Source organism: Alicyclobacillus contaminans DSM 17975 (genome assembly GCF_000429525.1).
Lineage (GTDB): Bacteria > Bacillota > Bacilli > Alicyclobacillales > Alicyclobacillaceae > Alicyclobacillus_A > Alicyclobacillus_A contaminans.
This window is the reverse complement of record NZ_AUCA01000003.1, coordinates 45,010-58,912: the sequence shown is the minus strand read 5'-3', so window position 1 is coordinate 58,912 and position 13,903 is coordinate 45,010. Positions and strand designations below refer to the sequence as shown.

General features: G+C 59.3%; 12 protein-coding genes. 9 read left to right on the top strand and 3 right to left on the bottom strand.

The window, feature by feature from the left end; genetic code table 11:
• Window positions 1-6: 6 nt before the first annotated feature.
• From secD to G463_RS0102260, 9 genes are all read left to right on the top strand, one after another.
• Window positions 7-1,296, top strand: a complete 1,290-nt coding sequence (secD, locus tag G463_RS0102310) for a protein translocase subunit SecD (RefSeq protein WP_035485236.1) — start codon at window positions 7-9, stop codon at window positions 1,294-1,296.
• Window positions 1,293-2,204 (top strand): protein translocase subunit SecF, encoded by a 912-nt coding sequence (gene secF / locus G463_RS0102305; protein ID WP_026973905.1) that lies wholly within the window; start codon window positions 1,293-1,295, stop codon window positions 2,202-2,204. Before secD ends, secF begins: the two co-directional genes overlap by 4 nt.
• Before the next feature lie 83 nt (window positions 2,205-2,287).
• The gene (locus G463_RS0102300; RefSeq protein WP_051321822.1) at window positions 2,288-3,229 is read left to right on the top strand and encodes a cation diffusion facilitator family transporter; all 942 of its coding nucleotides are present in this window, start codon (window positions 2,288-2,290) and stop codon (window positions 3,227-3,229) included.
• Window positions 3,226-5,196, top strand: coding sequence for a single-stranded-DNA-specific exonuclease RecJ (recJ, locus tag G463_RS18250; RefSeq protein WP_084171139.1), 1,971 nt, complete (start codon window positions 3,226-3,228; stop codon window positions 5,194-5,196). Before G463_RS0102300 ends, recJ begins: the two co-directional genes overlap by 4 nt.
• Before the next feature lie 28 nt (window positions 5,197-5,224).
• A complete protein-coding gene (locus tag G463_RS0102290; RefSeq protein WP_026973903.1) occupies window positions 5,225-5,740 on the top strand; it encodes an adenine phosphoribosyltransferase in 516 nt (171 codons plus the stop codon).
• Window positions 5,741-5,760: 20 nt separating this feature from the next.
• Window positions 5,761-7,944, top strand: a complete 2,184-nt coding sequence (locus G463_RS0102285) for a RelA/SpoT family protein (RefSeq protein WP_026973902.1) — start codon at window positions 5,761-5,763, stop codon at window positions 7,942-7,944.
• A 35-nt stretch (window positions 7,945-7,979) separates the two neighbouring features.
• Window positions 7,980-8,429, top strand: a complete 450-nt coding sequence (gene dtd / locus G463_RS0102280) for a D-aminoacyl-tRNA deacylase (protein WP_026973901.1) — start codon at window positions 7,980-7,982, stop codon at window positions 8,427-8,429.
• Between the two features lie 44 nt (window positions 8,430-8,473).
• A complete protein-coding gene (locus tag G463_RS0102275; RefSeq protein WP_026973900.1) occupies window positions 8,474-9,106 on the top strand; it encodes an MBL fold metallo-hydrolase in 633 nt (210 codons plus the stop codon).
• Between the two features lie 536 nt (window positions 9,107-9,642).
• Window positions 9,643-10,155: a hypothetical protein gene (locus G463_RS0102260; protein WP_156900057.1), complete on the top strand. Its 513-nt coding sequence runs from the start codon at window positions 9,643-9,645 to the stop codon at window positions 10,153-10,155.
• A 67-nt stretch (window positions 10,156-10,222) separates the two neighbouring features.
• Here G463_RS0102260 and hemG read toward each other — a convergent pair whose 3' ends face one another.
• Genes hemG through hemE form a run of 3 tightly spaced genes read right to left on the bottom strand, consistent with a single transcriptional unit; the run spans window position 10,223 to window position 13,662 of the window.
• Window positions 10,223-11,653, bottom strand: coding sequence for a protoporphyrinogen oxidase (hemG, locus tag G463_RS0102255; protein ID WP_026973898.1), 1,431 nt, complete (start codon window positions 11,651-11,653; stop codon window positions 10,223-10,225).
• A gap of 22 nt (window positions 11,654-11,675) precedes the next feature.
• Window positions 11,676-12,602, bottom strand: a complete 927-nt coding sequence (hemH, locus tag G463_RS0102250) for a ferrochelatase (RefSeq protein ID WP_026973897.1) — start codon at window positions 12,600-12,602, stop codon at window positions 11,676-11,678.
• Entirely contained in the window at window positions 12,595-13,662 is a 1,068-nt protein-coding gene (gene hemE / locus G463_RS0102245) for a uroporphyrinogen decarboxylase (RefSeq protein WP_026973896.1), read from the bottom strand. Before hemE ends, hemH begins: the two co-directional genes overlap by 8 nt.
• Between the last annotated feature and the right edge of the window lie 241 nt (window positions 13,663-13,903).

Below are 13,903 nucleotides of genomic sequence, written 5' to 3'. Positions count from 1 at the left end.
GACCGTTTGAAGAGGAAAAGCAGTAACAGATGGGGCCGTTTCGGCCTGTTTTTCGTGCTGGTATGCGCCATCGTCGGATTGACTGCGGGTACGTCGATGAAACTGTGGAAATCTATTCCACTCGGACTCGACCTTCAGGGCGGCTTCGATTTGTTGTATCAAATTGAAGCTACACCAGATCATCCGTTGACGAAGGACGGGATACAGGCTGCGCTGCAGGCGGTCGAGCTGCGCGTGGACAACCTGGGCGTCAGTTCTCCGGTGATTGAGTTGGAGAACGGCAACCAGATTCGCGTGGAGTTGGCCGGCCAGTTCGATCAACAGTCGTACGAGCAAATCATTGGCAGACAGGCGAAGTTGGAGTTTTATGGACAAGCCAAACAGGATCCGAAGACCGGTAAGTGGGCGCCGCTGCCGAATGAAAAACCACTGGCTACCGGCGCTGATCTGAAGAGCAATTCGCACTGGGCGACGGACCAGTTCGGTCAGAACGTGGTCACGCTCGAGTTTAAGGATCCTGGGCTTTGGCAGCAGATTACGAAGCAGTATCTGAACAAGCCCATCTACGTGTTTCTGGACGGCAACCTGTTGACGGATCCTGTGATCCAGCAGATCATGTCCGACGGCAAGTCGGAGATATCGGGCGGAGATCTGAATACGCCGGAGAAATGCACAGCCCTTGCGCAGGAACTGAACGCGGGTGCGTTGCCGTATCCGCTGCACCTCATCAGTTCCACGAGCGTGGGACCTTCGCTCGGGTTCGCTTCACTCAAGGCCACGATGTGGGCCGGCTTGGCTGCCATTATCCTCATCTTTCTGTTCATGCTGGTGCTGTACAGGCTGGCGGGACTCATTGCGGATCTGGCACTGGTGGCCTACCTGTACCTGGTCTTGGTCACCTTCTCGGGACTGCACGTGGTGTTGACGCTACCGGGCTTGGCGGCACTGGTGCTCGGCGTTGGCATGGCGGTCGACGCGAATATCATCACGTATGAACGGATTAAGGACGAGATGCGCAACGGCAAGAGTCTGCAGTCGAGCATTCTGTCCGGAAACAAACGCGCGCTTCGGACGATTGTCGACTCCAACGTCACCACATTCATCGCGGGCGCAGTGATGTACTGGTTCGGTCAGGCGGACATCCGCGGATTCGCCATTTCGCTGATGTTGAGCATCGTCATCAGCATGCTGACAGCCGTCCTGTTGGCTCGGGCCATGCTGCTGCTGTTCGTGAAGTCCAATTTGGTCAACCGCCCCTGGTGGTATGGAATTGGGAAAGGGGTGGTGCAGAAGTGAAACAGCGCTTTGACATCGTTCGCCACCGCATCTGGTTTTTTGGTGTGTCCACGGCCATCACGGTGATTGGCCTCGTGATGTTCGCGGTATTCGGGTTCAACCTGGGCACCGATTTCAAAGCGGGATCCCGCGTCCAGCTGCAGCTCAATGAACCTGTGAACACGGCTCAGGTGCGGTCGATGTTGACCGGAATCGGGTTGTCTGTTGGAGAAGGCGCCATCACCACGGCGGGAACACGGAACGATACGGTCATCATCCGTTTCCCAACCACGCTGACGCAGGCCCAGCAACAGCAGATTCGGGCCGCGGAGGCGAAGACGTTCCCAAAATCGAGCGGGTACAGCATTTCCACGGTCGATCCCATCGTTGCTCAGCAAACATCCCGCAAAGCGGTCTGGTCCGTGTTGTTGGCCTCCCTGTTCATTGTTGTCTACATGGCCATTCGGTTCGAGTACCGTTTCGCCATCTCTGGGATTATTGCACTGCTGCATGACGCGTTCATCGTCATGGCGGTCTTTGCCATGCTTCGCTTGGAAGTGGACCTCACATTCGTCGCGGCCATTTTAACGATTGTGGGGTACTCTATCAACGACACGATTGTGATATTCGACCGCATCCGGGAAAACCTGAAAATCGCCAAGCCCAGGTCGCGCGGAGAGTTGGCGCGATTGGTGGACAAGAGTCTGTGGCAAACCATGTCCCGCTCCATCAACACGGTTGTGACTGTATTGATTGCAGCGGTGATGTTGTTCTTCTTTGGCGGACAGTCCATCCACAACTTCACCTTTGCGCTGATTGTCGGACTCATCAGCGGAGCTTACAGTTCCATCTTCATCGCCAGCCCGATTTGGGTGGCGTGGCGCGGCAGGCAGCTGCCGGATGCCAAACCGTCGGACCCGGCGGAGTAATGGAACGAGGCGCGCTCCTCCGGGGGCGCGTTCTTTATTCGTTCGACCCGGCGGGAGAAGGCACACTGAAGGAGGATTTCGGTTTGCAGCCGAACGATTCGACCCGGCCCAGAGCGGATGGGCGTCCGGCCACCGTGGCGGCGTGGGTGTCCGTTGTGGTCAATGTGTTGTTGATGATTGTCAAAGGGAGCGTGGGCCTTTGGGCCGGGAGTCGGGCATTGGTCGCGGACGCGGCGCACTCGGCGGCGGATTTGGCGGGGAGTGTGGCCGTCATGATTGGGCTCAGGGTGGCGCGCAAGCCGCCGGACGAAGACCATCCCTACGGCCACGGCAAGGCCGAACTGATCAGCACGGCGCTGGTGTCCTGTTTGCTGATTGGCGCCAGTCTCGATGTCGGATTTCAGTCGCTCCGCGCGTTCTGGGAACCGCCGAAGAAGCCTGAATGGCTGTCCGCCTACGCGGCGATGGCGGCCATTGTTGTGAAAGGACTGCTGTACCGTTATACATATCGACTCGGGAAAAAACTCAACAGCCCGAGCCTCATGGCTTCGGCCACCGACCATCGATCCGACGTGTACTCGTCGATGGCGGCTTTGATTGGCATCTTGCTGTCGCTGTTGGGACAGGCGCTCAGACTTTCCTGGTTGCTGTACATGGATGCGCTGGCGGGCGCTTTGGTCGCGCTCCTGGTGGTGAAAATGGGAAGCGAACTGGCGTCTGATTCCATCCAATTGCTGATGGACCGGGCGGTTTCGGCCGAAGATCTGCAGCCGTACTACCGGCTGATTGCAGCCGTTCCAGGCGTACTTCGCGTGGATGAACTGCGGGCCAGGGATCACGGGACGTACATTTTGGTGGACGTGAAGATTCAAGTGGACGGGGCTATCTCCGTCAAGGACGGCCACGACATCGCAACGCAGGTCAAGCGTCGAATGATGGAGGAATTTCCGCGCGTGCAGGACGTGCTGGTGCACGTGAATCCGGGTGTGGTGAGCACGCGTCAAGGGGGAGAGAGACAGCGTTGAATGGACTTTGGAAGACGTCGGGCGTGCCGGTGGACGACGCGAACCGGATGGCGGCGGCGTGCGGCGTGCCGTTGCGGGTCGCGCGTTGGCTGTGCGCTCGCGGAATTCCGGTGGACACCGCAGAGACCTGGCTCCGGCCGGAAAGCGCAGCCTGGATGGCGCCGGATGTGTTTTGCGATATGCCAGCGGCGGTGGAACGAATCCTCGCGTCAGCGCGTCGGAACGAACTGGTGGCTGTGATTGGCGACTACGACGTCGATGGAGTGACGGCCACCGCCATTCTGGCCACGGCCCTGCAACGGCTCGGCGTTTCACACGTCTGTTTGATTCCGCACCGCACAGAGGATGGGTACGGGCTATCGAACGTGCTGGTCGATCGAGCGCGGGCGGCCGGAGCTCAGTTGTTGGTGACCGTGGACAACGGGATCCGCGCGGACGACGCCATCCGCTATGCCACAGATCTCGGTTTGGATGTGATTGTCACCGACCATCACGAACCTGGCGATGAGCGGCCCTCGGGTGCTGTTGCGGTGGTGCACTGGGCATACGCTGGCGGACATGGCGATGCGCGGACGCTGTCCGGTGCGGGTGTTGCCTGGAAAGTGGCACAGGCACTGCTGTCTGCCGCAGATCTTTGGGATGCAGCGGAGTTGGAGGACTGGCTGGTGGGCCTGGCTGCTCTTGGGGCCATCGCCGACATGATGCCGATGAGCGTGGAGAACCGCAAATTGGTAAGCACCGGGCTGGCCGCGCTGCGGCGGTGTCGGCGCGCCGGCTGGTTGGCGCTCTGTCAATCGGCGGGCTTGGACACGGCGGATATCACCCCCATCAAGGTGGCGTTTACCATCGCTCCGCGTCTGAATGCGGCGGGGCGGATGGGGACCGCGAGTGTCGCATTGGAGCTGCTGATGGCGGAAGACGAGGTGGAGGCAGCGGCACGCGCAGCCCAGATTGAAACTTGGAACCAGCTGCGCAAAGCGGAGACGGAGCGGGCATACCAGGAAGCGTACGCGCAGTACACCCAGATGCATCCGGCGGACGACGCCCCGGTGGTGCTCGTGGCGGGGCCATGGCACCTCGGGGTGGCAGGCATTGTGGCCGCGCGTCTCGTCAATCAGGTGCAAAAGCCGGCAGTGGTTCTGTGCGGAGACGGAGAAGGGATGTGGCGTGGGTCCGGCCGGGCCACGACGGGATTTGACCTGCATCAGGTCGTCTCGCAGTGTTCGGCGCACCTGGCCCATTTCGGCGGACACGAAGCAGCCATTGGTTGCGCGGTACATCCACACTTGCTCGACGCGTTTCGCGCTGACCTCTACCATGCCGCCTCGGCGTGGGTAGGTGGAGCGTCGGAGGCGGACAAGCCGGTGGCCGATGATTATCTGCCGCTCGCCGAGGCGAACCTAGAAATGTTGGGATGGGTGGAACGGTTTGCGCCCCACGGCCCGGATAATCCGCCGCTGACGTTTTACGTGGGACCGGTCAAACTGGTGCGGGTTACGGAGATGGCCGGCGGCCGGCATGCTCGCCTGCGCGTGAGGGAAGGGCGGCATGAGGCGGATTTGGTCTGGTTTCGCGTGCCGGAGGAAGTGCTGTCTTGGCCGTCCGGCACGGCGTTTGCGGCCGTCGTGGAGATGGAGCGAAACACGTGGCAGGGGCGGACCACGGCCCAGTTGCGCGTGTTGGATGGTCGGTTGCTGAAACACCCCTGGCTGCGAGAGGAACTGGCGCTCCTCTATCGATTGTTGCGTGCGCGTCGGAAGTTGACCATTCACGAGGTTGCCGAATCCGTGCCAAAACGCACGCCATCAGAAATCCAGGTCGCCCTGGACACCTTTGCGGAACTCGGGTTTGCTGAAGCTTCGGAGAGCGCGTATCATGTTGTTGAATCGGTTGTCCAGCGCGATTTGCGCGATTCCGTACATTATCAAAGTCATCTTCGGCGATGTGCAGAGGCACTTTCGTTGTAATGCGGTGATGGTGAAGAGGAGCGTATCTATGGACTGGAAGAGTAAAATTCGAGATATCCCTGACTTTCCCCAACCCGGTATCCTGTTTCGGGATATTACACCTCTGTTGGCGGATGGGCCGATGTATCACGCGGCGATCGCTCATCTAGCGGATTTTGCGAAAACACTCCAGGTGGAAGTGGTCATGGGACCTGAGGCGCGTGGGTATGTGGTGGGTGCCCCCCTCGCGCACCACCTGGGCGTTGGGTTTGTTCCGGTTCGGAAGAAGGGGAAGCTTCCTGCAGAAACGGTGTCCGTGGAATATCAGCTGGAATACGGTACGGATGTCTTGGAAATTCACAAGGATGCGCTGCGGCCCGGTCAGCGGGTCCTGGTTGCGGACGACCTGCTCGCGACCGGAGGTACGATTGGAGCGACCGTCGAATTGGCGAGAAAGTTGGGGGGGCAGGTGGTCGGTGCGGCGTTCTTCATTGAATTGCAGGCGCTGCGGGGACGAGACAAACTGAAGGGCATCGCCATTGAGGCGCTGGCCCAGTACTCATGACCGCCGCACCGGAGAAACGGATGAGCAGAGAGGGGGTGAACGCGCTGAGCATTGACAAACTGTGTGAATTGGTCGCCACCTACGATGGAAAGGCGGAAGACCTGGCGTTGATTCGGAGGGCGTACGCGTATGCGGAGGAAGCGCACCGCGGACAATTGCGGAAATCCGGCGAGCCGTACATCACCCATCCGGTGGCGGTCGCCACGATTTTGGCGGAACTCCAACTGGATGCGGTGACCCTGGCCGCTGCGCTGCTGCACGATGTGGTGGAGGATACGAAGGTAACGGATGAGGAAATCGTCCGCCAATTCGGTGCGGAAGTGGCAGCGTTGGTGGACGGCGTGACCAAGTTGAAGCGGATCAAGTTCGATTCGACGGAGGAGCAGCAGGCGGAAAACTTGCGAAAGATGTTCATGGCCATGGCCAAGGACATTCGCGTGCTGCTCATCAAGTTGGCTGACCGGCTGCACAACATGCGCACGTTGAAGTACCAGCCGCCGGAGAAGCAGGCTCGGACCGCCCGAGAAACCTTGGAAATTTTCGCGCCGCTCGCGCATCGTCTCGGCATCTACACCGTGAAGTGGGAATTGGAAGACACCGCACTGCGCTATCTGAATCCGCAGCAATACTATCGAATTGTGCACCTGATGGCCCAGAAACGGAAAGAGCGAGAGACGTACGTGAACAGCGTGATGGATCTGCTTCGCGAAAAACTGAGCGCCCTCGACATCACCGCCGAAGTCTCCGGGCGGGCCAAACACATCTACAGCATTTATCGAAAAATGCTCACACAGCACAAAGAGTTCAATGAAATCTACGATTTGTTCGCGGTGCGGGTGATTGTGGACAGCGTGAAAGACTGCTACGGCGTCCTGGGCGTGGTTCATACGCTCTGGAAGCCGATGCCCGGCCGGTTCAAAGACTATATTGCGATGCCGAAGGCGAACATGTATCAGAGCCTGCACACCACGGTGATTGGCCCTCGCGGTGAGCCCTTGGAAATTCAGATCCGTACCTGGGAGATGCACCAAACGGCCGAATACGGGATTGCGGCCCACTGGTTGTACAAAGAAGGCGCCCAGAAGGCGGACGGAAAGTTTTCGCAGAAGCTGGCGTGGTTCCGCGAGGTGCTGGAGTGGCAACAGGACTTCCGCGATGCGCAGGAGTTCATGGAGACGCTGAAGCTGGATTTGTTCTCCGATGAAGTGTTCGTGTTCACGCCGAAGGGCGACGTGGTGGAATTGCCGGCGGGTTCCGTGCCCATTGACTTCGCGTACCGCATTCACACCGATATCGGCAACCGCTGTATCGGGGCCAAGGTGAACGGGAAAATCGTTCCGCTGGATTACAGACTGCGCACCGGCGACATCGTCGAGGTGCTCACGTCGAAACACAGTTACGGTCCGAGCCGCGACTGGCTCAAAATTGTCCAATCATCTCAGGCGAAGAGTAAAATTCGCCAATGGTTCAAGCGCGAGAAGCGTGAGGAAAACGTCGCCCGAGGGCGTGAGTTGATTGAAAAAGAATTGGTCAAACAGCGCTTGGAACCACACGCCTTGATGACGCCGGCCGCCATGCAGGACGTGCTGCAGAAATTCAACTTCGGCAAGGAGGAGGATCTCCTCGCCGCGGTCGGATACGGTGGGCTCAGCGCGGCACAGGTGGTCACGCGGTTGGTGGACAAGTATCGCAAGGACCACGCGGGCCAACCTCTCGACAAAATTTCCTTGGAATTACGGGACAAAGGAAAATCGACGCACAACGGCGTGCGCGTACGCGGTATCGATAATCTATTGATTCGCTTCGCACGCTGCTGCAACCCGGTTCCGGGCGACGACATCATTGGATTCATCACGCGCGGACGAGGCGTGTCCGTGCACCGGACCGATTGTCCCAACGTGAACGCGTTGTCTGCGGACGAAAATCGCGTGATTGACGTGGAGTGGACGGGGAGTGCCGATTTGTCATATCTGGTGGACCTCGATATTACAGCGTTGGATAGGCCGGGGCTCATCAATGAAGTGATGAACGCCGTGGCTGAGACGAAGACGGATATCACGGCCGTGAGCGGTCGAGCGGATGCCAAACGGGTGGCTCACATCAATCTCACAGTGCGGATTCGAAACTTGGATCACCTGCGGACCGTGGTGGAGCGAATCAAGCGAATCAAAGACGTCCACGCGGTGCGCCGACTCATTCAGTGAGACCGCGGTAGACCAGGTGAGAGGGAGGGGCGAGTATGCGAGTCGTTCTGCAGCGTTGCTCATCGGCTTCGGTGTCGGTGGCGGGAGAACAGGTGAGCGCCATTGACCGCGGACTGCTGTTGCTGGTGGGCGTGAAGGTCGGCGACAGTGAGGAAGACGCACGCTATCTGGCGGAGAAAGTCGTTCATCTGCGCGTGTTCAGCGACGAGACCGGAAAAATGAATCACGACATCCTCACAACGGGCGGCTCCATCCTTTCGGTCTCACAGTTCACGTTGTACGGAGACGCTCGCAAGGGAAGACGTCCGAATTATATGAATGCGGCTCGCCCAGACGAGGCTCGCATGCGGTACGAGCAGTTCAACGATGCGCTGCGGTCGTTCGGTGTGCCTGTGGAGACCGGTGTATTCGGCGCGATGATGGACATTTCTCTGGTCAACGACGGGCCGGTCACCCTGCTGCTGGACAGTGAGCGGACCTTCTAGGTTGTACGGATCAGCGTCCGCAGAGAAAGGGAGTGTCGATATCCATGCACATTCAGGCGTTTGTCGTGAGCCCCATTGGTTCCAATTGTTATGTTCTGGCGGAGTCCGAGACGCCAGGCGCACAGGCTGTGATTATCGATCCCGGGCATCGGGACCTGCAGCCGGTGTTTGACCACATCGCCAAGCATCAGTTTGAGATTGTCGCCATCTGGTGCACGCACGGACACTTTGATCATATGCTCGGTGTGGATGTGGCTCGGGAGCGCTATCCCGTCCCGGTGTACCTTCACAAGGCGGATCTGCCCGTGTGGGACAGTGCGCCGCAGGTCTGCGAGATGTGGCTGCGGCAGACCGTGCCACCGGTCCGGCATCCGGATTCGTTTTGGAACGACGGTACACGCGTTCAATTGGGGCGATTGGAGTGGACCATTCTCCACACGCCGGGACATTCTCCGGGCAGCGTTTGCATCGTGGGTGACGGCGTCGCGTTCACAGGCGACACGTTGTTCGCCGGTACGATTGGCAGAACTGATTTTCCGCTGTCGAGCCCACGTGAGATGGAGGCGTCGTTGGCCAGGCTGCAGCAGCTTGCCGACGATCTCGTCATCTATCCGGGGCACGGCCAACACAGCACCATCGGGCACGAGAAGCGAACCAATCCGTTTCTGCAGGGCTGACGGTTGTTGGCCTTGGACTAATCCTCCCGCAATCCGCATAGACTGAAGCGCAGCAGGGAACGTCGGATGCGAAACGAGGAGGATGACGATGCGCGTTCGTGTCAGCGATTGGCGCCGTTTGAGTCTGTTGGAACGATGGCTGATTTTGAACGGCGTGCATGCACTTCAGAATGGGCGGGGACGCCTGTAGGCAATAGCCCGGATACTCTGTCTCCCTGGGCCATCACCCGTATGCACCTGGAGCCGGGCGCATACGATGGTACCAGGCACGGGGAGGGAGGGCGTCCGAATGTATGGTTGTTTTGGCGGATACACCCGTTGGGCCGTCGTGTTTCTGATTATCTTCGTCCTGTTCATGCTGTTGGTTCCGTATGGAACGGTCACCACCACACCGGTGGTCTGAGGTATGGACCGACCCTGCCTGCGTGAGTGCGCGAGACGTACTCACGCAGTTTTCGTTTCCAACGGCTCATGGCATAGGTTGACCCGCCGCGGGGGATGGTAATGCCAGAACCACGGTGGAGGGAGCCTGAGCTGTGAGACGTTGGATGGTTGTTTTGGCAATGGCATGCTCGTCTGTGCTTCCGTTGGCGGCATGCGGGCAAGGAGCATCAAACAACGCATCGAATGCGGCGGGATTCGCCGGGCGAACCGCGGACGTGCCGGCCGAAGATCGGCGATTGGATATTGTTCAGCAGACGCGGGTGAATCCGCGCACAAAGACGGTGGAGATACGGATTGTGAGACAACCCGGATCGAAAGTGGGCGGCGCGCATCACGGACCGCAGCTGACGTACCGGACGCAGCGCGTCGTGGTGCCTGCCGGCTGGAGGATTCGGGTGACGGCCAGCGATGCGCGCCGCGCATTGGGCGTGGGCATTGTCAAGTATCCGTTCGGATCGATCCCGGTGCGCTACGGATCGACCCTTTCGTCGGCGCAACCGGGAGACTATGCGGTGGTGTCCGATGCATCCGGAGCGCATGGGGAGATCTTGGATTTCCTCATCATCTCAAAGACGGTCAAAACGCCGACGGTGCAACCCGGGTAGGCCGCACGGTCGGCGTTGTGAATCAGTGAGCTGCCGGTTCGTCCATCTCCGTGGTGTGTTCACGAGTTTACAGCGACTGGATATGGGCAAGGGCGGCCTCGGCCGTTTTTTCTCCATTGGCGATGCAATCCGGAATGCCGACCGCGTGATATCCGGCACCTGCGAGGAACAGTCCGGGGGCGTGGGTCGCCAACGCCTCTGTCACGCTGGCTAGTTTTTCTTGATGGTGCACGAGAAATTGCGGCATGGCGGCGTTCCAGCGAACCACGCGCGTGAACCAGGGTCTGGCCGTGAGCCCGGTGATGTCGGCCAAATCGCGCATCACGCGTTGCAGCAGTTCATCGTCCGGTAACGCGAGAGCTTCCTGTTGTCCGGCACGTCCCACGTAGCACCGGACCAACGCTTGGTCTTCCGGTGTCGTATGCGGCCATTTGCTGGACGTCCACGTGCATGCCGTAATGGTTCGTCCTTCCTTGCGCGGCACCAAAAATCCAGCCCCATCCAAGTCGACGTTCAACTGCGCCCGCTGGTAGCCGAGCAGCACCACCGCGGTGGACACGTACGGAATATCTGCCAACGCTTGCGCCTCTTTGACAATGGGAGACAGGAGCGTCGCCGCCACCTGGGCTGGCGCTGTACAAATGATGGCATCGGCGGCAAAGGTGCGCACCTCACCCGCCACGTTCGCGGCGATACGGTACGCGCCGCCTTCGGTTGGCTCGATGCGGGTGACCTCGGCCTGTGTGAGCAGTGAGATGTGCGGGTGCAACTCGTCGTGCAACCGCTCGACGAGTGTTTGCAGGCCGTTTTTGAGCGTGATGAACACGCTGCGCCCGTGATTGGACGTCAGCGTCGGTGCAGCTTGACGCTGGCGCATGGAACCGCGAATGAGCGATCCGTATTTTTGTTCCAACTGACGAAACTGAGGATAGGTAGAGAGCAGGCTTAAATCGTCCAAGCGCCCGGCATAGATGCCGCCGAGCAGCGGTTCAATCAGGTGATCGACCAGTTCGTCGCCCAGGCGTCGGCGCAGGAAAGCACCGATCGAAACATCTCCCGTAATCTCCATCGGCGGCAGGACCAGGTCCAAGAGCGCCCGCAGTTTTCCAGCAGACGACAACAGCGGGGTGTCGAAGAACGACGGCCAGTGCGCCGGAATCCCCATATTGGTTCTGGCCGGCAGTGTCTGCAACCGACCGTTGTGGACGATGTAGGTCTTCATGCCCTCCTCGCGGCTGTTGACAATCTCGGACGTCACGCCGAGCTGTTCAATCAGCCGCACTCCGGCAGGCTTTCTGGCGAGCAGGGAATCCGGCCCTTCTTCCATCACGAATCCACCTTCTCGATGGGTCCGAATTTTGCCGCCCAATTGGTTCTCTCGTTCCAGCACCGTGATTTGGAGCTCCGGTCCCAGCTCGCGCATCCGTTGATAGAGGGTGTGCGCGGCCGACAGGCCCGTGATGCCTCCACCGATGATGACAATGTGTCGCGGCTTCATCTTCTCATCCTCCCTTTCGCTGTCACGCGTGGTTCATGGCTGCCGCTCTTTGCCGAACCACTTCCGCCAGGGCGCGCAGAAATTCCGGATCATCGTTGAGCGATGGTGTCCGCGTGAGACGCAATCCTAATTCGCGAGCCACCGCCTGCGCCTCGATATCAATGTCATACAGTACCTCCAGGTGATCCGACACAAATCCGGCGGCGCAGACGACCACATTCCGATGGCCCGCTGCCCGGAGTGCGCGCAGTTTCTCCAGAATGTCCGGCCCCAGCCAGCGTTCATTGGTTCGGCCAGCACTTTGCCACGCGAAGTCAATGTGTGGCAGGTTCAGTTTCTCGGCAACGGCCAGGCCGGTTTCTCGAAGCTGTTGTGGATACGGGTCTCCGAATTTGAGAATACGCTCCGGCAAACTATGGGCGGTGAACAGTACGGTGACGGAATCCGCATTCCCGTGCGCATCCACGGCCGTGCGGACCCGCTCGGTGAGCACGTTCAGGAACCGCGGATGCAGGTGCCAACTGTCCACGTGCCACAAGCGGAGATTGGTTCCCGCAGCGGCCTCGTCCGCCGCCCGCTGGTAGGTGGCGACGCTCATACTGGAGTAATGCGGGGCCAGCACCAGCGTCACCGCCTCACGGATGCCGTCGTCCGTCATCTTCCGCACGATGTCGCCAATAAAAGGCGCCGTGTGTTTCATCCCGAGGTAGACTTTGCAAGGTCTGCCCCCGTCGCGATTCAGCCAGTCCGCGAGGCCCTCCGCCTGGCGTTGGGTGATTTCGTTCAGGGGGGAAACACCGCCAATGGCTTCATAGCGTCGGATTAAGTCCGCCAGTAATTCGGGAGTTGGTTTGCGTCCGCGGCGGATGTGGGTGTAGTACGCTTCCACATCTTGCAATCGCCTCGGTGTACCGTATGCCATCACGAGGACGCCCAGTGGTTCAGTCATGTTGCGCCACCTCCATGCCCATCCGCTCCATGCTGTATTCGTGAACAAACGCCGTGAGCCGCTGCAGGATTGCCGGATCAACGGGCGGATTGTGATGGGTTACGCCGTGGCCCAGGTTGAACACAAAGCCGCTGTGTCGGAGGCCCGCATCAATGATGGCTCGGACCCGAGGCTCGATGGCGGACCACGGGGCGAAGAGAAGGACGGGATCGAGATTGCCCTGTACGGCAAACTCCCGGCCTACGCGGCGGCATGCTTCAGAAAGAGGGATCTTCCAGTCCACGCCAATCACCGTTGCACCCGTTTCGGTGAAGTCGGCCAGCAGTTCGGCGGTATCTTTCCCGAAGTAAATGAGCGGAACGTCGAGATCTGCCAACGCGCTGAAGATACGCCGCATGGTCGGCAGCACAAAAGTCCGGAAATCTTCCGGGGCCAGGCTGCCCACCCAGGAGTCGAAGATCTGCAACGCTGCGGCTCCAGCCGCCACCTGGGCCCGCAGATACGGAATGGTTGAATCGGCTAGTTTGTCCATCAATTGGAACCAGAGATCCGGGCGACTCCACATCAATTGCTTCGTCTTCACGTAGTCCCTCGAGGGACGGCCTTCGACCAGATAACTGGCGAGGGTGAACGGGGCTCCGGCAAAGCCAATCAATGGTACGCTCAGGTTGGCCTTGAGAAGGCGGATGGTTTCCAGCACGTAAGGCAAACTCTCTTCCGGAACGAATGTGTGCAGCCGTGCCACATCCGCTTCTGTTCGGATGGGCGACGCAATCACCGGACCAACGTGTTCCTGAATATCGAATTCTACGCCCATGGCACCCACGGGTATCATGATGTCTGAAAACAGGATGGCTGCGTCCACGCCCAATTGATCCACCGGAAGTTTGGTGACCTGCATACACAGTTCCGGAGTCTTACAAATATCGACCAGTGAATAGGATTCTCTGATTTTGCGGTACTCAGGCTGATATCGGCCTGCCTGCCGCATGTACCACACAGGCGTGTGTGTGACCGGACGCCTGCGGCACGCGTCAAGAAACGTAGATGGAAGGGCCATGTCGTGTCTCCTTGTCGCCACTCTGGTGACGGGCGCCACGGTGTCTGAACGAGTTCGGGAAGACCGCGTGAACGAAATGAACCAGGATTGCACCGCGCCACCGAAAAATGACCGTAATATCAGTACAACTCAAGTTATACCCATACCGGAAAACGGGATGCAACCAAATTCCAAGGCAAAATGGGGACGTTTCGCAAACTGTCAATTGTTTGTTGGAAGGGGTATAATGAGAAGGAAAAAT